At 55.0% G+C, this 18,995-nt stretch carries 18 protein-coding genes and 1 tRNA gene; 5 read left to right on the plus strand and 14 right to left on the minus strand.

Annotation, left to right across the window (positions count from 1 at the left end; genetic code table 11):
* The first annotated feature begins 84 nt into the window (after window positions 1-84).
* Window positions 85-1,638 carry an ISL3 family transposase gene (locus tag H4W29_RS28620; RefSeq protein WP_192732839.1) on the plus strand — a complete coding sequence of 518 codons (1,554 nt, stop codon included), beginning with the start codon at window positions 85-87 and terminating at the stop codon, window positions 1,636-1,638.
* Between the two features lie 51 nt (window positions 1,639-1,689).
* On the opposite strand, the gene H4W29_RS28625 is transcribed toward H4W29_RS28620, so the two are convergent.
* The 9 genes from H4W29_RS28625 to H4W29_RS28665 all read right to left on the minus strand — a co-directional run bounded on the left by H4W29_RS28625 (window position 1,690) and on the right by H4W29_RS28665 (window position 10,946).
* On the minus strand, window positions 1,690-3,423 hold the full coding sequence (locus H4W29_RS28625) for a hypothetical protein (protein ID WP_192732165.1): 1,734 nt from the start codon (window positions 3,421-3,423) through the stop codon (window positions 1,690-1,692).
* Between the two features lie 6 nt (window positions 3,424-3,429).
* Entirely contained in the window at window positions 3,430-3,849 is a 420-nt protein-coding gene (locus tag H4W29_RS28630; RefSeq protein ID WP_192732166.1) for a GtrA family protein, read from the minus strand.
* A 25-nt stretch (window positions 3,850-3,874) separates the two neighbouring features.
* Complete coding sequence (locus H4W29_RS28635; protein ID WP_192732167.1) at window positions 3,875-4,705, minus strand: class I SAM-dependent methyltransferase; 831 nt, start codon at window positions 4,703-4,705, stop codon at window positions 3,875-3,877.
* The gene (locus tag H4W29_RS28640; RefSeq protein WP_192732168.1) at window positions 4,702-5,622 is read right to left on the minus strand and encodes a glycosyltransferase family 2 protein; all 921 of its coding nucleotides are present in this window, start codon (window positions 5,620-5,622) and stop codon (window positions 4,702-4,704) included. Before H4W29_RS28640 ends, H4W29_RS28635 begins: the two co-directional genes overlap by 4 nt.
* Window positions 5,619-6,368: a class I SAM-dependent methyltransferase gene (locus H4W29_RS28645; RefSeq protein ID WP_192732169.1), complete on the minus strand. Its 750-nt coding sequence runs from the start codon at window positions 6,366-6,368 to the stop codon at window positions 5,619-5,621. The genes H4W29_RS28640 and H4W29_RS28645 overlap by 4 nt, the downstream gene beginning before the upstream one ends.
* Window positions 6,365-6,817: a GNAT family N-acetyltransferase gene (locus H4W29_RS28650; protein WP_192732170.1), complete on the minus strand. Its 453-nt coding sequence runs from the start codon at window positions 6,815-6,817 to the stop codon at window positions 6,365-6,367. Before H4W29_RS28650 ends, H4W29_RS28645 begins: the two co-directional genes overlap by 4 nt.
* 506 nt (window positions 6,818-7,323) lie before the next feature.
* The gene (locus H4W29_RS28655) at window positions 7,324-9,183 is read right to left on the minus strand and encodes a hypothetical protein (protein WP_192732171.1); all 1,860 of its coding nucleotides are present in this window, start codon (window positions 9,181-9,183) and stop codon (window positions 7,324-7,326) included.
* 97 nt (window positions 9,184-9,280) lie between these two features.
* A protein-coding gene (locus tag H4W29_RS28660; RefSeq protein WP_192732840.1) for an IS3 family transposase occupies window positions 9,281-10,419 on the minus strand; the annotation gives its coding sequence in 2 pieces (ribosomal slippage) (window positions 9,281-10,152 and window positions 10,152-10,419; 1,140 coding nt in all).
* Window positions 10,420-10,870: 451 nt separating this feature from the next.
* A tRNA-Val gene (locus tag H4W29_RS28665) sits at window positions 10,871-10,946 on the minus strand.
* 159 nt (window positions 10,947-11,105) lie between these two features.
* Between H4W29_RS28665 and H4W29_RS28670 the strand changes: the two genes are divergently transcribed.
* Window positions 11,106-11,738, plus strand: a complete 633-nt coding sequence (locus tag H4W29_RS28670; protein WP_192732172.1) for a class I SAM-dependent methyltransferase — start codon at window positions 11,106-11,108, stop codon at window positions 11,736-11,738.
* Here H4W29_RS28670 and H4W29_RS28675 read toward each other — a convergent pair.
* The 4 genes from H4W29_RS28675 to H4W29_RS34710 form a co-directional block, all read right to left on the minus strand.
* On the minus strand, window positions 11,735-12,760 hold the full coding sequence (locus tag H4W29_RS28675; RefSeq protein ID WP_192732173.1) for an NAD-dependent epimerase/dehydratase family protein: 1,026 nt from the start codon (window positions 12,758-12,760) through the stop codon (window positions 11,735-11,737). The genes H4W29_RS28670 and H4W29_RS28675 overlap by 4 nt on opposite strands.
* A 204-nt stretch (window positions 12,761-12,964) precedes the next feature.
* Window positions 12,965-13,939 (minus strand): HEPN domain-containing protein, encoded by a 975-nt coding sequence (locus tag H4W29_RS28680; protein ID WP_192732174.1) that lies wholly within the window; start codon window positions 13,937-13,939, stop codon window positions 12,965-12,967.
* Window positions 13,940-14,148: 209 nt separating this feature from the next.
* Entirely contained in the window at window positions 14,149-14,601 is a 453-nt protein-coding gene (locus H4W29_RS28685; RefSeq protein ID WP_246517493.1) for a hypothetical protein, read from the minus strand.
* 202 nt (window positions 14,602-14,803) lie between these two features.
* Window positions 14,804-14,926 (minus strand): hypothetical protein, encoded by a 123-nt coding sequence (locus tag H4W29_RS34710; RefSeq protein WP_281401537.1) that lies wholly within the window; start codon window positions 14,924-14,926, stop codon window positions 14,804-14,806.
* A gap of 444 nt (window positions 14,927-15,370) precedes the next feature.
* On the opposite strand from H4W29_RS34710, the gene H4W29_RS28690 reads away from it, so the two are divergent.
* The 3 genes from H4W29_RS28690 (at window position 15,371) to H4W29_RS28700 (ending at window position 17,929) form a co-directional block, all read left to right on the plus strand.
* Window positions 15,371-16,528 carry a hypothetical protein gene (locus tag H4W29_RS28690; RefSeq protein ID WP_192732175.1) on the plus strand — a complete coding sequence of 386 codons (1,158 nt, stop codon included), beginning with the start codon at window positions 15,371-15,373 and terminating at the stop codon, window positions 16,526-16,528.
* On the plus strand, window positions 16,441-17,577 hold the full coding sequence (locus H4W29_RS28695) for an SGNH/GDSL hydrolase family protein (protein ID WP_246517495.1): 1,137 nt from the start codon (window positions 16,441-16,443) through the stop codon (window positions 17,575-17,577). The genes H4W29_RS28690 and H4W29_RS28695 overlap by 88 nt, the downstream gene beginning before the upstream one ends.
* A 121-nt stretch (window positions 17,578-17,698) precedes the next feature.
* Window positions 17,699-17,929 carry a hypothetical protein gene (locus tag H4W29_RS28700; protein ID WP_192732176.1) on the plus strand — a complete coding sequence of 77 codons (231 nt, stop codon included), beginning with the start codon at window positions 17,699-17,701 and terminating at the stop codon, window positions 17,927-17,929.
* A gap of 487 nt (window positions 17,930-18,416) precedes the next feature.
* On the opposite strand, the gene H4W29_RS28705 is transcribed toward H4W29_RS28700, so the two are convergent.
* On the minus strand, window positions 18,417-18,983 hold the full coding sequence (locus tag H4W29_RS28705; RefSeq protein ID WP_192732177.1) for a hypothetical protein: 567 nt from the start codon (window positions 18,981-18,983) through the stop codon (window positions 18,417-18,419).
* Window positions 18,984-18,995: the final 12 nt, after the last annotated feature.

Genomic DNA, 18,995 nt, shown 5'->3' on the forward strand with positions numbered 1-18,995 from the left:
TCGGCGTCCAATTTTGGCTCTGACTCATTTTTGATGCAGTCGTAACGATGCTGCGTTGCTGGTTTCCACAAAGGAATCAGCATGATGAGCACGAAGCTCTGCGCTTCTGATTTGGTCCCGGCTGGCTTCATTGCTGAACGCATTACGCGCGTCGGCGATGAGACCTGCATCCTGCTTTCCCGAACCAACGCAACGGCGGCTTGTCCAGCGTGCGGACGAATGTCTCGAACGGTCCGAAGTCGCTATTGCCGCCAGGTCGCGGACCTTCCCCTATCAGGAAGGCGCGTCAGGCTTCTCGTGCGCACTCGCAGGTTCGCTTGTGATGCCGTGCTCTGTGGGAGACAGATATTCGCCGAGCGGTTCGGCGACGTACTGCCGCCATATGCTAGACGAACTGGACGCCTCGAGCATGTTGTTCATCACTTGGCACTCGCGCTTGGCGGACGCCCGGCCGCCCGTTTTGCCCAACGTCTGATGCTACCCGTCAGCAACGACACTCTGCTGCGCGTCATCCGCAGGCAAGGCCTTCCGTCGTCAGCCCCACCCGCGGTGATTGGCATCGATGATTGGGCCTGGCGTCGCAATCATCGCTACGGCACGATCGTGTGTGATCTGGAACGGCGGAGGCCGGTCAGTCTGCTGCCAGACCGCGAGCCAGCGACTGCGGAGGCTTGGCTGCGGCAGAACCCCCAAATCCAAATCGTTGCCCGCGACCGTGGCGGCGCTTACGGGCTGGCGGCCGCAAGGGCATTGCCTGATGCCGTGCAGGTCGCTGATCGATGGCACTTGATGGAGAACGCCAGCCGTGCATTCCTGGAGGCGGTCCGCAAATCGATGCGGCAAATCCGCAAGACGCTCGGCGCAACGCGCGTCGATCCGAAGCTGCTGACTGCGGCCGAACGCCTTCAATACGAAGGCTATCTCAGACGGGAACAGGCCAACGTGGCCATCATGGCGCTATCCAAGGACGGCATGACGATCAAGGAAATCGTGCGCCGCACTGGTCATAGCCGCGGCTTGGTCCGCCAGGTGCTTAGAGGGCAACGAAACGATGTCTTTCGGTCCCGAGAAAGTTCGCTGGAAATGTATCTGGAATGGCTCGACGCACAATGGGCTGCCGGCAGCCGGAACGGCACTGAACTATGGCGGCGTATGAGAACACAGGGCTTTCGCGGTTCGCGCCGAGTCGTGAGTGAATGGGCCACACGGCGGAAGCGGGCCGACAAGGCGGACGCGGATACATTGACCCGCACTCCCTCCGCCAGGACGATTGCTCGCCTCTTAACAACCAATAGAGACAACCTGACGAAATCCGAAACTCTCACCATCGCCGCGATCGAAAGCGGCGTCCCGCTACTCATTGCGGCTCGCGATATCATTACCGACTTCCATGTGATGGTTCGGCGCAAAATGGAAAGCCAGCTCGTGCCGTGGATCGACCGCGCCCGAGACAGTCTAGTCGCCTCCTTTGGCAACGGCGTAGTGAAAGACATTAAGGCGGTTCGAGCGGCGATCGTCTCACCATGGTCCAATGGGCAGACCGAAGGGCAGATCACCAAGCTCAAGCTGGTGAAACGCCAAATGTACGGACGCGGAAAGCTCGATCTTCTTCAAGCCCGGCTGATCGGTGCGACATGAAAGTAATGCACCAAATCTGCGTCAGAGCCAAATTTGCACGCCGGAACACAGCTAGCCTCTTTTCCAGATCTCAATTCGTTGATTGGCATATGGAAATGTGGTGGCGCCGCAAAGTCTGAGGCCCGCGGGAGAATTCATCAGCTTCTCAGGTATCGGAGGCATCTCGCCCCGACCCTCATCATTCAAGACAACCACGGATGGTTGGTCCAGAATATCGGGACGGCGATCGATTACAAAGTTTGCCTGTTCTGCGTTGTTGAGCCATGGTGTGGCTACAGGGAACGTGTCCATGGCGAGTGCTACTCCAGGGATATTGTAAAGCCCCCAAAAAACAGTCCCCGGGGCGACATCACATTTTTCGACAGCGAGATTTACCTCTTGAAGAAATTTCGCTGTGTCTTCATCGACTTTGATATTGCCTAGATTGGGAAGTGGAACGGATTTGCTCTGATTTCTCAATGGTTTGGCCATGTGATATGGCCGGTCTCCGCTTGTGACTATCTGAAGAGATAGCGTTGCTATGAATACGAGAGTCATTGCGGCCATCGCGTTCCTATCTGCTTCTCCGGGATAGGAGGCTACCGCAAGCAATGCCGCAACCGTCGCCCAAGGAGACAACGTGACGACCACTTGCGTAAACAGTGCATTTCCTGTTCCCATCGCAACCGAATAGGGAAGTAAGATCAGTCCGCAGAACAATGCGGCCGCCGTTAGGTCCCTGCACCAAACGGAAAACGCTGCGATCAAGGTTATAAGGAACATGGAGAATACAGCACATGGAGGGGACAGTGCAGCCCCATTGCTCCAGCCTCCTATGAAATGTCGTCCCCAAAATAATACAGCGACGAGCCCGACTACCGCCATCTTCAGGAATATTGCTCGTCCGGTTATGGTGTAGGCTGCGCACAAGACGACGGGGATGGCAAAGGTTATTAGGCTGGTGCTGAAATATTGCCAAAACTGCAGAGCATATCGAATTAGCCTCACCGAAATAGCTTCAGACTGAACAATTCGAAATAATGCTAGTCCTTCTGATAATGCATGCTGTGCGACGCCAAATGTCGTATTTGCCCACATCAAAATGGCAACAAAACAAAGCGCGGTCAGCGTCATGATTAGGCTAATTGCGATCGACCGTAAAAAGGAACGCTCAAAGAAACCAAGCCACACCAATAGAATCGCAAAGGTGGATACGCCGGACGAGGCCTTGCAGACGACCTCTACGCCGATTGCGCAACCTGCTAAGGAATAGACGGCAACGCGCTCTACTGTCCGCAGTGAGCAGTGGCAGCCTATGAGAAAGAGGCCAGTCGCAGAGTATGCCGCTGCCGATGCTAGCAAATTGTAGTTGGGGGACAGATTTATTGTCGTGGCGTAAAATAGTGAACCGACTACCGCACTAGCGATGACGATCGATATTGAGAGTCTATCGCGCTCGATTAGCCCCATCTTCACGCACGAGAAATAACTTCCCACCGAGAGCAGTGTTGCGCTTGAGATAAGTATGATAAGTCCGGCAGCGCGAAAAGAATATATGCTTCCAGTGATGTGCCATATTAGTGACATAACCCAATGCTGGGCGCTAATGTAATACATTGATGGGTCGGCATTTTTTGCTAAAAGTATATAATAAGCTTCGTCAGTGATTTCGAATCCGCGATCCAGCATCCAGATGCAGTAAAATGAAACTGCGATAGCACAAAATACGGTACCCGCGCATAATAAGCCTCGAACTTGAGGGCGGCGCTTAGGTAGTGCTGGCGTGATTTTAGTTGTCGACCGCATTAAAGCTTACTCGTCAATTTGGGATAGGCGTGATGCGCGCATAGACCAGTACTTTGCAGCGAGAAAATTCCCCACGACAATCAATGGCATCAGCAGCAACTGAGCATGAAATGGATCGAACTCAAGCACCTCCACAAAGTAGCGTAGTGCCAACGCATTGATAGTGACGGAGACCATTCCCGATAAAAAGAACTTCGCAAAACGCACATTGAAACTGAAGGTCGTCTCAGCTTTGAATACCCAGACGAAATTCAGCACGTAAGAAAATATCACTCCGATGATCCAGGCGGATGCGAGCGCGACCAGATAACTGGTCGCCCCCGATTGCAGCAATCCCGTAAAGACAACGAACGTCAGGACAAAATTTGCCATCCCAACGATCGTGAACTTTGTCGCTTGCTCGCCTAGTTTTCTATCTAAAGGCATAGGAATTTCTTTGAGCGCACAAAGCTTAAGCCTTTGACGCAACAACCACCAAGGTGCCCCCGAAGGGGAGTGAAAGACCGAGCCTGATCATAAGCTCGTCCAATTTCATGAAGGCGTTTAGAACGAAATTGGAGAACCCCGAGAAGTGTACCCTCTTCTCGAGCTCGGCTTCATCGGAGGTTGTCGGTGACCGCTTTCTTTCCAGTAATCTGGAAAGGCACATAATTGGAAACAGCGTGAAAACGAAGGACGTGGCGTAAGTTACCTTGTAGCCCGTGCTCGTCAGCTTCTCACATAGCTCGCGCCTTGAGTACCGGCGCTTATGCTTCACCAAAACATCCAGCTCACTCCACATGAACATGTGTTGAGGGACGGATATGATGACAACGCCATTGGCGTTGAGCATGTTGTGGATGTTGGCAAGCGCTTGCACGTCCTCTTCTACGTGCTCGAGAACATCAAATGACACAACCATGTCAAATTGATCGTCAATGGGTCCCTGCGTTACATCGAACTGGACAAAGCTAACTTCAGGCAGATTTTCTTGAGCATACCGCAGGCCTTTTAGATAGATCTCGGATCCTGTGATTTCGAGCCTGTTGTTGCCAACGAGTTGACGCAGAAAGTCTCCGGTTCCGCACCCCACTTCGAGGAGCTTGGCCTTCTCAGTCTTGGGCAGATACTTTTCTACAAGATACTTGAACAGCCTGCTGCGCGAACGAACCCAGAAGCTGCTCGTACTGTATTCCTGGGTTAGATCGAAACCGCTGTCAGGATAATCGGAATAGCTAGTCGCGACCTCGGGACTGTAGCATCTAATTCCGTCGACGAGCGTGTACTCAAGTTTTCGACTCATAGAAACTTATCTCTCACAACGTAGTTGGGTCTTTTGCGAACTTCTTCGTTGATACGCCAGACATATTCGCCAATCACGCCCAGCATGACCATGATCATTCCTCCGACCATGAGTACGACGATCATCAAGGGGGCCCAGCCGTCGAACGGTGTATCTCCCTGGAGCCAACTGATCACGATCGATATGCTGTAAAGCACACCCAACATGGACGTGATAATGCCGGTCAACGAGATGGCTCTGATCGGCAAATAAGACGCATCGAGAACCGCATCCAAGAAATTCTTTAGCTTCTTGCCGAAATTATACTGCGATTTTCCAATGGTTCGCTTTAGGCGGACATATGGAATAAAGCTCGTCCGATATCCGGCCCAAAGCAAATCACCTTGGAAGAAACGGTGACGAACGTCAATTTCGTTGAACGTGTCCATCACCTTGCGATCCATCAATACGAAGTCGAACCCGCCAGCGGGGATCTGAGGGATCGACGCACGCAATACACCATAGGCAAAGGATGAAAACAGCTTCGATGACAGAGTGTCTGATCTGTCAATCCGATGACAAATGACGGTCTCCGCTCCCTGTTGCCACTTCTCGACCATTTGAGGAATTAGCTCTGCCGGATCCTGGAGGTCTGCGGATATATTCACAACCGCATCGCCCGTCGCCTCTTTAAAGCCAGCCAGCATCGCTGCCATCTGACCAAAATTGCGCGTGAACGCAATGACCTTGACGTTGGCGTCACCTTCGCGGAGCGCAAGCGCTTCGCGCAAGGAACCGTCGGTTGAGCCGTCGTCTACGAAAACGATCTCGTACTCGTACTCCTTGAGGCTCTCCGAGAACACAGTCGTGATTTTCTCATACGTCTTGGAGAGCGCCCCTTCGTTCTTATAAACCGCGACGACAAAGGAAATCTTCAAACCCGGCCACCTTTCTCGCACATGAGGAAAATGCTTGAGCACAGATCCGGGTACTGTTGCCCCAGCTGGTAACACCCTTCGAGATACTCTTTGGAAATGATGTCCGTCTGCATCAGCCTGTCCCACTGGAAATTTGCCAATGCCTTAAAAAAGATGCCAGAGCGGTGAACCACCTTGAGGCCGGCGGCAACTGCATCACGTTCAAGCGTATCAAGCGAGTATGTGCATCGATGGCCGTGCTCGGCTTCGGCGCGCGTAACGGCCGCATTGTGAGAGATCAAACCCATTTTCACGGCTATCTGCCGTGATGGGGCATTGGCGTTTGGGCAAACAAGGAAGAAACGTCCGCCGTCAGCCAGCCATTCGTCATTGATGCGCTTCATCAGACCTACTGGATCGTCGATGTGCTCTAGCACATGAGTGAGCACGATATTGTCATACTGTCTCGGTAACTCCGCTGTTTCAAATAGCGAGTGGACGTGCGTCACCGAGCCACCAAGCTTGGTTTTCGCTTCGGTGATGGCCTCCAGCGAAGCCTCAACGCAGGTAATATCGTCGAAGTATTTCAGAAAGCGGCGCGTGAAATCGCCCTTGAAACTCCCGAGTTCAAGCATGCTGCCGGGCCGGAAAAAAGGCTCGAAAGATCGAATCATGTAGGGATGCATAACGTCGAAATCGAAGTTATAGGCATACTGATGGTCGACGGAATCCCTAAATTCCTTGTCGTAGTCGCGTGTCTGGCTCATCGGCCGTTCCTCTCAAAATCCAGAATCATATTGAGTGTGCCGTTCTCTTCTTTAACGGCAGCGAAGCCGTGTTTCTCATAGAATGAGATGGCAATCTTATTGCCTTGGCTGACTTGAAGTTCAATTTTTTTGAAGCCCGCTTCAAAGACTTGTTGACAGCAACGACTCATTAGTTGTGTCGCGACACCAAGGCCTTGCCAATTCGGTAGGACGCTTACGTTCGTGATAAAGGCGGTATTTGTTTCGTGATTGTCGCAGTACGCCGCCACGAGCCCAACCAGAATGTCCTCAGCCCAGGCCTCGAAACACTGGGCATTGCTGAAAACCTTATGAGCATAGCGCGCAATGTCGGTGCGACTGCTGAGTCGTGGGACGAATGCATTGTCGCAAATCAACAGATGTTCAGCAATTTCTTTCGCGCTGGCACAACCGAGTGTGTTTCTAATCAAAGATTTCGTTGCTCCAGCCAGTCATTGCGAGTTGATGGCGCGAAAACCCGCTGGTGCTTTCATACTGAAAGCGCCTCATCGATCCACCTTGTGTGACGCCATTGCAATAGTCACTTATGGTTCGTCTTACAGCAAGATCGCCGCAATCTCGTTTCGAGCCTCTAATCTGGCGGTGATGTGCGGCTAGCGCACCGCGCCTCAACTGGAGAAAATCTATTGCTGTCTTAGACAGAAATAGTCTCTCCATAGCGATTACCAATAGCGGTAGCTGCGAGCAAGTCCTTGGTCGGTTTTCTACATGAAGTATCTTTTGCGACTGCGCAATTGGGCTTTGTCAGTCCCAAACGATTCCAACAGGGAATGCTTGGAATCCATCATCGATCGGTAGCTTTCTTGACCTTGCCCCCAAGTTTTATCCAGTTTTGAGTTCGCTCCAGCGGTTTTTTGAAGTGCTACCCGAACAACCTGATGAGCGGAACGATCGGCGGCAAGGCGATCCAGAACCCCTAGTCGTTCGGCTTGTAGAGCGTGAATTTGGTTCCCAGGCCGGTCACGGTCCCGAGATTCCGGTATCGCGCCGGGTAGTCTAGTCCGCCACTGTTCATTAGGTCCTCGACAACTTGCTCTGAGTGCTCGTCATCAATCAACAGGAAAGCCTCCCGGCGCCTCGACACGTCGGAGAACTGCATCGCGGCTTTGCTATAGTTGAGGTAGCCATCATTGCCTAGCAGGAATGTTGGATGCCTGGGTGACCGTCCTCCAAGGGCGAACACAAGACCAGGCAGGTAGTCGACCGCGATGATGTCATCGCCCCCCGGTTGAAAACCTGCGGCATCGGCAATCGCGCGGAGTTCCGTGATGACGCGGTGCTGCTCGGGAAGCAACATCATCTTGTGAGGCGGAAAGCCAACCTCCGAGGAGGCGGTCTGGTCAAGTAGGTTTGTGCCAGGGATAGGCATTTCCGATGGGGCAAGAATGCTTCCGAGGACGGTATTGCTCGCCGCAAAAGCGCCCACGATCAGCAGGACAACACCGAAGAGGTTGGGGCGGTTGATGTTGGTCGCCAAAGCCGCCGCCAAGAACAGGATGATCCCGAACCAAGCGGGCGCGTAGAACGAAATCACGTTGTAGAGAGGATTGGCTGTCCCGACGGATGCGGCGAACGGCACAAAAAACAGGAACAGCAGTGCCACCCAATATTTGAACTTCATGAGAACGAATAGCTTGTCTCCGGTGGTGCTCGACAAGGTGAAGAACAGATAGGAGGCCAGTAGGAGCAGGATCCAAGCGAGGTAGAACGCTATGTAGAATGGTGTCATTCCATGGCTGTCGAGAGGCAGATATCGATCGGCAAAGGTGATGATTGCTCCGGGCTTGACCGACAGTAGAGCGGCAACAGCAAACACTACGCCGACCGGCAACGAGAGGCTTGGGAAGCACATTGCGAACGATACACAGTGCACCAAACGCCAGACGGCAAGTGCCACCAATAGCACATAGCACGGCCAATAGATGCCGATTGCGGACCAAGTAAGCGTCAGGACGTTTAGCGGGTATGCCAGGATCTTCGTGCCTGGAGCGTGCGCGCCGAGGGTCTGGTAGAGGCTCCAGCCTTGTCGGAACATCGAAAGCGTTGTCGATGGGCCTTGCACGAACGCGAAGTAGAGCAATGCCCACAGCACGAACCCAGCGCCAACTGCCAGCGCCGGAACAACGCGGTCAACGAACCGTAGCGGGCTCCAGATGAAAATCAGGCCGACTGTGACGAGGCTGAGCAGCACCCCGGCAGGAAACTTGACGACGAACGCCGCGCCGATCGCCATCCCGGAGAGAACTAGGGAGAGATAGGCGTGGGTCTTTGAAGAATAGGGCTTCAGCGCACCGAGAGCGAACAGCGTCAGGCCGGCAGAGCTGTTAACGGCGACTGCGGTGAGCGTGTAATAGGAGGGCGTGGTAAGCGCCCATTGGTAGTGCAGAAGGCCCCCAAGCGCGATAAAGAGAAGGGACAAGGTCCGGAATCCGTGAACCTCGGAGAAACCAGCGCAATGGGTGGAAACGAACTTGATGAAGCCCAGCCAAAATACGATCGCTGAGAGAGCGATCAGCACCAGGCCGGTGATGCGGAAGCTCGCAACATCGTAGCCAACGACCTTGAACAGGAAACCGGTGTAGCGATAGACGGCCGAAACGTTCTCCGAAATCTCGTCCGGATAGCGCGCGGCCAGCAGGTATAGGCCTTCGTCTTTGAGGCTCAAGCTCTTGTCGGCGCCCCATATGACCGCGGCAATTACCGCGACAACCAACATCGCCAGCATCACTGAAATCGGCGTCGAAAAGTTTCTGCGGCTGCTTGTTATCGTAGGCACGTAATCTCCCTTCACTAATGAGTGGAGGAGAAACAGAGAGGTGGCTCGGTTTGTCTGAACAGATTGCGGCGTTTCGCTAAGTGGATTTCCGCCTCGATTATGCCGCCACCATCATCGGCGTCAGCGCATTGAAGTAAGCCCGATCCGGCGTCTGCCGGTCAAGGAATGAATGTGGGCGTCGGGTGTTGTAAAAGCACAGATATCGGCCGATTGCAGCGCGGGCCTCGGACACGGTCTTGTAGGCGTGGAGATAGACCTCCTCGTATTTGATCGACCGCCAGAGCCGTTCGACGAAGACATTGTCCCGCCACGCACCCTTGCCGTCCATCGAGATGGCGATCTCAGCTTTCTTCAGCACCGCCGTGAAGTCCACCGAGGTGAACTGCGATCCCTGGTCGGTGTTGAAGATGTCGGGTTTGCCATCACGGGCAAGTGCCTCCTCCACCGCTTCGATGCAGAAAGCGGCTTCCATCGTGATCGATAGCCGCCACGACAGAACCCTTCGGCTGAACCAGTCCACGACGGCGCAGAGATAGACGAATCCGCGAGCCATCGGAACATACGTTATGTCCATTGCCCATACCTGGTTGGGCCGGGTGACCGCCAGCTTTCGCAGGAGGTAGGGATAGATTTTGTGACCTGGCGCTGGTTTGGAGGTGTTCGGGCGACGGTATATCGCCTCGATGCCCATCTTCTTCATCAGCGTGGCGACGTGCAGCCGCCCAGTTTCCAGCCCTTCTCCCCTCAAGAGCCCTTGCAACATCCGACTTCCGGCAAAAGGGTAGTCGAGATGCAGTTCGTCGATCCGCCGCATCAGGGCAAGATCGTCCTCCGACACTGGACGTGGAGAATAGTAGACGCTGCCACGACTGAAGCCGAGAAGCTTTGCCTGGCGTGCGACCGACAGTTTGTGTGCACGGTCGATCATTTCTTTCCGCCCAGCAATCCCGCCTTGCCGAGCGCTCCGGCTAAAAAATCGTTCTCCAGTGTCAGTTCGCCGATCTTGGCGTGCAGCGTTTTGACATCGACGGTTGGACCCGCCGGTTCCGCCTTCGCTTCATCGCCGAAAACGCCTGTCGCCCCCTCAAGGAGTTGGTCTTTCCACTGTTTGATCTGGTTGGCGTGCACGTCAAACTGCTGGGACAATTCCACCAGCGTCTGCTCGCCTCGGATGGCGGCGAGCGCCACCTTTGCCTTGAAAGCCGGGCTATTGTTCCGGCGCGGTCGTCTCGTCATAGTATCTCCTGTTCCCGGCATCTAAGCCGAAGTCAGGCAGAAATTCCACTTATCCTGGCTGTCCAGATTTCCCGGGCCAGCTCTCCAGTCGCCGCTGGATGAAAATTCCATGGCAGGTCACTGTTCCGCGTTTTGGAGCGGAATTGCGCGGCGGGTGAGGTGTGGCTCTATGCCGTATCGTTTTGATTTCTCTGGAGAAAACTGGTGCTGCCGAGTGGGATTCAACCACCGACCTCACCCTTACCAAGGGTGTGCTCGACCATGACGAGGACGATTCTTTCCTTCGATCACTATCCGGTGTTTTACCGTCCAAAAGGTGAGGGGAGCGTTTCGGGTTTCCCTTTAAAATCAAGGGCCGTTTTGGGGCGGCAGGTGAGGGTTTTCGACAAAACGACAGCATCCGCAAGCGTTTGTAATCACTGCGGAAACCAAGGAATTTTAAAAGAAAATCTGGTGGGCGATGAGAGACTCGAACTCCCGACATCCTCGGTGTAAACGAGGCGCTCTACCAACTGAGCTAATCGCCCGCGATGCTCTGTGTCATCGTTCGGTGCAGCGTCTCTAACCATATTGAGAAAGAACCGCAAGCCTCTTTTTGAAATTCTGGACAATTTGCCTGTGCATGCCGCTCTTCCCCATGGAGGCCATTCTCTGTAGAGGTGCGTCTGCAAGAAGATGGAGCGAAAATGACAACGCGAGAGCAGCGGTTGGCCTTTCGGCAGAGCACACCCCGGACCTTTTTGAATGATGTTCACACGGCGCATGCCCGATTGCTGCCCGACCGCGGCAAGCTTCTAGACAATCTGCCGAAAGGTGGGGTCGTCGCTGAATTGGGTGTTGCCGAAGGGGCCTTCAGCGAAGAAATCCTCGCGCGCAACCAACCGCAGCAACTCTACCTCATCGATCCCTGGAATATGGATCGTTATTCAGAGGGTCTCGAAATCATCAATCACAAATTCGGATCGGAAATCGGCAAGGGTCGCGTTGTCATTCGCCAGGGCACCTCGCTCGATATGCTGTCCCAGTTCGACGACGACACTTTCGACTGGGTTTATATCGATACTGATCATTCCTTCGCATTGACATGGCAGGAGCTCCTGCTCGCCGACCGCAAAGTAAAGCAGGATGGCAGGATTGCCGGCCATGATTTTTGTACGGGGAACACGGTCAAGCCCGTTGTCTACGGGGTTGTCGAGGCGGTCAACAAATTCTGCGTGGAGTACGGATGGCGCTTCGAGTTTCTAACACTCGAGCCGGACGCTCACTTTTCCTACTGCCTCAAGCGTATAGGTACATCGCGACAACCGTCAGCAGCTTAGATATCGATCGTGCCGAGCTCCTGCCTGGCTTCCAGATACCACTCGACGAAAGCCTTGGCGCCTATTTCTAAAGGGGTGTTAGGCTGATAGCCGGTCAGGGCCAGGAGAAGGTCGGGGCTTGCGAAGGTGCGTGGTACGTCGCCCTTCTGCATGGGAAGCATGACGCGCTTTGCTTTGTGTCCCATCGCAGTCTCCACCTTCTCGACAAAGTCCATGAGACTGATCGGCTGCCCGCCGCCAATATTGACGATTCGGAAGGGCGCCTGGTGTGAAAGTGTTTCGATTTTGGCATCGGCAACGCGGTTGGTTTCCGACGGAATGACACCCGACAACCGGACCACCGCTTCAACCAGATCGTCGATATAAGTGAAATCTCGGCTCATATTGCCTTCACCGTAGATCTCGATCGGCTTGTCCGCGATCATGTTCTTGACGAACTTGAAGAGCGCCATATCCGGCCGGCCCCACGGGCCGTAAACGGTGAAGAAGCGGAAGGCCGTGGTCGGAATCTTATAGAGATGCGAATAGCTGTGCGCCATTAGCTCCATAGACTTCTTGCTGGCTGCATAGAAGCTCAGTGGCTCGTCGGCGCGGTCGGTCTCACGGAAGGGGACAATCGTATTGGCGCCATAGATCGAGGAGGTCGAGGCAAGCATGAGATGGCGCAACTCAATGCGGCTGGCGAGCTCCAGAATGTTCCAGGAGCCCTCAATGTTCGAACGCAGATAGGCTTGCGGATTTTCGATGCTGTAACGTACACCGGCTTGTGCTGCCAGATGAATGAGAACATCCGGTTTTGCCGCTAAGACCGCGGTTTCCAGCGCTGCTTTGTCTTCGAGCATGGCGATGAAGGGGCGGAAGCCAGGATATTGCGCCAGTGCCGCATGGCGCATCTCCTTCAGCCTGACATTGTAATAGGGTGTCAGTCCGTCGAAGCCGGTTACTTCATGCCCATCCTGCAGCAGTCGGCGGGCCAGATGAAAGCCAATGAAGCCTGCCGTTCCCGTAATGAAGTAGCGCATTTCAACCTTTTTCTCGGGTCTCCTGCCGGTGGCAAAGCAACCGAATACATATTTGATCGCTTCCCTTACCGGATAGATGCTCCTGAGATCAACAAAGACCCGAATCTTCGTTGTTTTCAGGAAATGGCAAGCGCAAAGACAGTGCCGTCGGCTGTACCGGTCGGGCTCGGCACCAGCCGGGTGATCGACTCGAACGCGTAATCGCTAATTCTTCGGCAGTGCTCCACCACCTTCGCCCGATGGAAGTCCGAGCAGGTGTTCCCGGCAGATTGTTGCGACTGTTGTCTGCAAAAACTTCACCCGTTCCAGCAACCAACCTAGCTCCTCACTGGTGATCGCATAGTTCGGCGAGTATCGCGCCTCGACATAGGCGCGAGACAATAATTCGAAGCGCCGGCGGGCGATCCGGTTATCACGAGGCCAGACACCGATCAGCCGCTTGTCAACTTCCTCGGCCTTGGAGCGCAGCACCTTGATACGGTGTGATTTTGGGCTGTACAGCGTGAGTGTCAGCAGGAGGCAATGATAAAAACTCTCGCAGGATTGATGCAAATTGAACGCGGCCATGGTCAACCAACCGCGATTTATTTGATTTTCTGCGGTCTCCAAAAACTGAGACGATTGACTGTACCATTTCTCAAAATGCTGAAGTGCCTCTACCGCTGCTTCCTCCTTAGTCAGCGGCTTCGGCTGCGCAAGCGGATGGCCTTCCTCCTCGTAGAGGATCTTTCCGTCTTTAGCGATATCGACAAAGAAGGGCCGGCCCCGCGACAGCTGGTCGTTGACGTCATGCAGGCTGTGGACGATCGGAATGATCGGCGTTTCGATCCGGTGGGAGATCTGCTCCTGCAGCAGGTGCTCGTCGAGCGAGAGCCACAATTCCTGTTCCTGCGCGAAGGCCTCGGAATTGACGATAACAAGGATATCGTAATCGGAGCGGTAGCCGCTCAAGCGATCCTCGACCCAGTCGCCGCGCGCATAGGATCCGTAGAGGATAACCTTCAGGATTTGGCTGTTGGCCCGCTTGGCCGACAGCTTGGTGGCACGGAACTGCTCGACCTCGGCAAAGATGATTTCAAGCACGCGGGCGAGCTCGCGCCGTTTGCTGGCCGGCAGATGGTCAAGTGTATCGGTCAAGGTCAAAGCCGCATCAAAGCCTTCGCTAGGAATCGTAACCATCGTAACGGCTCACCCAATGTTTCGCACGTGTAATTTCTACGCGATTATTGTTAGCGACGCAACCAAAGATAGTCTTCAGGCATGTTGTGATCCTGGTCTTCGCGTCTGTGTTTTTGGAAGCTGAAACTTGTACCAGAAGTGTCGCGAAACGACGCGAGCCGATGTTCCTTTTGCAGTCAATACCGAAATCCTGATCGCTTGAGTGTGCTTCATCGCTTCAGCACCCAGACGGTCTTGCCGTTTTGCGAGGCCTCGATGCCGGCTTTGGTCCGGGTCAGTTGAAGGCATTTTTCAGCTTCGTCCGGGCGTGGCCTTATGCAAATCCCGCCTGGAGCGGCCCTCCACGTCGGGTTGATGCTCACCAGGCTATCGCTGATGGTTCCGCCGCCATCCGGACGGAACACGAGGATGTTTGAGGCCTTTCGTTTGACGACGATCATCTCCCACGGCTTGCCGTCGGCGATCACGCTGGAAAGAGGTTCTTCGGCTCGCGCCGGTGCGCCGGCGAAAACCGCAAGGACGATCAATGGCATCAAAAATCGGCAAGAGGAGTGGTCGCTTGGTAGGCGAGCTGTGCGCATTATGTATTCCTTTTGGTTGGTTTGACCCTCAAATGGCAGGTCGCGATCGAGGAATAAGTTCCGCCGGCGGAATCTGGCCATGCCCTTCCGCCAGCGGAAATGTTGTCGCGATATTCTTCAACGCGCTCGGCAATGTCATCACGAGAGATATTTTGATTTGTTAAGGGCGCCGGCCATATCTCGGCATCATCATCACGCGGTGGAATCATCCGGTATATCGGCAGCAGCGTAGCCCAGCACAACCGCCGGGCACCGAGAATATCCCACCTCGGTTCAGGCATGGTCAAAGCGCAAGCCGTTCCGAAACCAAAATGAGCATCACGATCGGACCGCCGAGAAGCGCGCCAAACAGGATCGTCACGAAGAAGAGGTTTGCGAGCAGGCGAGCAATAGTCTTGCGCGTCATGGCTGTCCACCGACCCGTCTTGCCGGTTCGAACCGCACGGGACGCCGTTTCATCTCGACCATCGGCACCTTGCTGGCTCGGGTATGAACGATTTTTGTGTTCCTTCTGAAGATGAGGATGATCGGCCATTGCCTGGTGCCGGGGGTGCCGCATGCCGCATCGAAGATCACGACGGTAATTTGAATGGATCCGAGAACCACCAGCGCTGCGGTTGGTTGTGCCTTCCGTATTGAAGCCATGCTCTGTTCCAAAGGGTGAGGGCGGGTGAGGTCATGTCCGCCGTTTCCAAGTTGCCTGGCTTCTCTTTGGCCTTCGACAATTGCGAAAACATGATCGGGTTGCCTTTCTGCGTTCAATGCTGCTGCGATGCGAAGGAAAAGATTGGCCGCATGAACGAGCCGGAAAGCCGCAAGGCGGGGCCGCCCGATCTACGACGATCAGGAAGTGGTCGAAATCCGCTTCTCCGGCAACAAGCAGACCGTCGGCGTCTTCCCGGCGCACGAGCAGTGCAAATGGGGCGACGATCCGGTGAGGGGTGAGCGCACCCGCATTACCTACGCACAGAAGTTCAACGACCAGTACAAGAAGTTCAAGGCCGGCGAGGCGCAGGCAGCGCATGGCACGCCGCTTGAGGAACTCACCTTCCTCACGCAGGGCAAGCGCCTCGAACTGAAGGCGCTCAACATCTACACGGTCGAAGCTCTCGCGGCACTCGATGGCAACAATCTGCGTATGCTCGACATGGGCGGGCGTGAGCTGAAGACACAGGCGCAGTTCTATCTCGACAGCGCGGCCCGTAACCACGACGCCGGCTCGCTCGCTGCCGAAGTTGCAAGCCTTCGCAAGCAGCTCTCTGATCTCCAGCAGGGCAAGCCCGCAGCGACGAAGAAGGGCGGCAAGAAGGCTGTCGAGCCCAAGCCGGAACAGGAAGTCGAGGACGAACCCGAAAACGACGCTGATGATGCCGGCGGCGAAGTCGATCCGGACAATCCGTTCGCGGACTGGGAACCGGAAGACATCGCAAACTGGATCCGCGATGCCAATCCGGAATTCGATATCGACGGCCGCTGGGGCAAGGACACGCTTGCCGAGAAGGCCAAAGAGCTGAACGACAAAATCGCAGCCGCGAAAGCCAAGGGCTGGTCCATGACCATCCTGAGCGCCTGCCAGTCCGCCGCGGTTCGCCTCGTCGGCCACAAACCCACGACCATCTTCAGCTCGCAGAAAAAGCTCGAGCTGCAGTTGGCCGATCTGGTTCAGGAAGCTGCCGTCGATATCGCCAAGGCATTCGAATGGCAGGCACTCATGGTTCTTGCAGAGCATCAGGGTGATGGCTCGAAAATCGCATTCGACTTCCCGGCCGGCTTCGATCGCATGCCCGTCAAGGGCAACATCCATTCCGCCACCTGGCAGCAGAGCGGATATAGACCGGCCCGCGACCGCGACCCTGGATTTACCTGCAGACCTATCTCGCTGCCGGCACGCCCGGTTGGTGGATCGTGCTCGATGACCAGATGCAGATCTACCCGCCGATGGGCGGCAAGTCGGGCGATTGCCTCAACCCTGTCGCTGGCTCGGAAGCCCAATTCCCCGGCACATTAGCCCGCACAGCCTACGCCCTCAGCCAAATGCCGCAGGTCATTTACATCGACATCGGCTACAACGACATTGTCCGGAACAGGACACTCGCCGCTATTCTCGCGGATCTGGATACGCAAGTGCAGCGCATCGTTGATGCGGGTGTTTACGTCATTCTGCAAACGTTGAGCTGGACCAGCACATTTACCGATGATCCGGTCAATGATGATCCAGCGTGGCCTGGCGTTCTGGACGGCATCAATACGTGGATCCTCGCCCAAGAAGGCCGCGACGGCGTGGAACTGTGCAATACGTTAGCCCTGGATGGCCCAGCCTCGGGCATTTCGCCAACAGAGTTCGTTGACGGGTTGCATGAGAAGCCATCCTTGATGGCGAAGAGGGCAGACATCCTGCTGCCAATCCTGCAGAGCATGGTGTCAGCGGGAGAAACGCGCTCCCTCGACCCGCTCAACGCCTACAACATTTTTTCGGTCAAAGGCACGCCAGGCATCACCGGCACCAAAACGAATGTCACCGGCGATGTGTCGACTGGCATGCGCCTGGTGCGTGGGACAGGTACATCCACCTATGTCGGGAGCAAAGAAGTTGTGGCGGCAGGCAACGAAAAGCAGGTCATCACGATCACCCCCGTTGACGACGCCCTGGCCTTCCACAGCGTCACTTACGGCACCCCGGCGAACGTTAGTTTGGCAACCCTTGGGCTGGCGGCAGGTGACTGGATCGAGATCCAAATACCCGTTGAGCTGAATGACTGGGCAGGTTGGGACTACCTCGACGGGTCCATCCGCGGCCCGGTCCAGATCGGCAACACCGTGACCGTGACCGGCGGCGGCTGGACGACGGGCAACTACATAGGCGGCCGCAACCGCTCGCTGATCTGCGGCTCTAAGCTGTGGCTGCCAACGGGGCTGACCATGACGAACATCCGGCTCGATAACCTGCTGATCCTGCGGCACCTATGCAATACAGGGGGCACTGGGATTGCCAAGATCGGGGCGCCGATCATCCGCAAGTTCAGTAGCCCAAGACCGGCTTGGGGACTGGCGGCATGAGGCCTTGAGGTCTTATTTTAGTGCGCCGCTGCTCTAGTTAAAGTCTTATCGACCCCGGACTGAAACGGTGGAGGTCGCTTGGGAGATCATAAGTGCTCTTGCCGCAACGGAGGAGCCGGGCATGTCCCTACTCAATCTGCTTTCATTGCAAGACGACGAGATCGACACTGTGACGACAGTGGTTCGAAAATGGTGCTCTGATCATCATGTGCCGATTGATGGAGAGCGCGGGCGCGCCGCGATGTCAGAAGCCGTACGCCTTACGATGGCTGGTGAAAAATCAGCTCCTATGCTGGCTGAAGCCCTTTCTCGCCATATGAGGCTGGATCAATTCAAGAGACGGCGCGATTAGCCACCGCCCTCAAGTGCCGCTCCCACCTTGGCAGGAAAGCGCCGCCGTATTACGGTCTCTCCGCAGGTAGGGGCCGAGCGCATCAATGTTAAAAGCACTATGGATAGTTTCTATCGCTGCATTCCCGTTAATCCTCTTCGGCCTGCGGGTTCGTGAGATCTACCTTTCGAATAGGTGGCGACCCGCGACAGCGAAGATCACCGCTTGCTACAAAGCCACGATTGTTGATGTTGATAGCTTGTTCGTCGATCTAGAGTTTGTTCTCGACGGCGTGCCCTATCGCAAGACTGAGATTAACACTCGTCAGATGCGCCGGACTGGATTTGAACCGGGGTCCCTCGTTTCAATATTCGTTAATCCAGACAACGTCGGTCAGGTCGTCCTAAGCAAGCCCGACACTAACTTCCTGGACGTCTGGGCGAGGTCGATTGTCACGCGATTTTTGTCGACCTCATCTGGAAGGGTCTGACCCCCTATCGCCCCATCATCATTTGTTATCGCTGCTGACTGCACTCCAGTGCCAAAGTCTAACTGCTTGTAGCCCCCACACAACAACGAGGGCGTAGACGCAAATCATCCGGAAAATCGACTTCGCGATAAGCCAGTTAATCGAATCGTAGGTTCGATAGCTGAACCCCGCGCGATACCCGTGATATTGGTCGTTAAAGCCGTCCCGAAAGATGAGGTAGCCCAGTAGGAACACTGACACGACGATCAACACAGGCCGATTTGCTGGTGGGATATGATCGGCGTTTCGGGATAAAAAAACGAAGACGCCCGCAAGAACAGCAATGTACAAGGATAGGATCGAACGTACAGCAAAAAGCACGCATTGCTGACTATCGGAGTAGACAAGATTCGTGATCTCATCGAACATGGTGAGGTTCTGAAACCAAAAAGATCGAAGAAGCCACACGTCCCGGAAGTAGCACACGCCCGTCGTCGGTAGGCGCCACATCGTTATCCACGTCGCTCCCGAGAAGAACGCCAGCACCCAGAACCAAATCCAAATTGCCTTAGTTCGGTGGGCCTGGGCCCCGTCATGCTCGGTCATAATATCCCCTCA

Source organism: Rhizobium viscosum (assembly GCF_014873945.1).
Lineage (GTDB): Bacteria > Pseudomonadota > Alphaproteobacteria > Rhizobiales > Rhizobiaceae > Rhizobium > Rhizobium viscosum.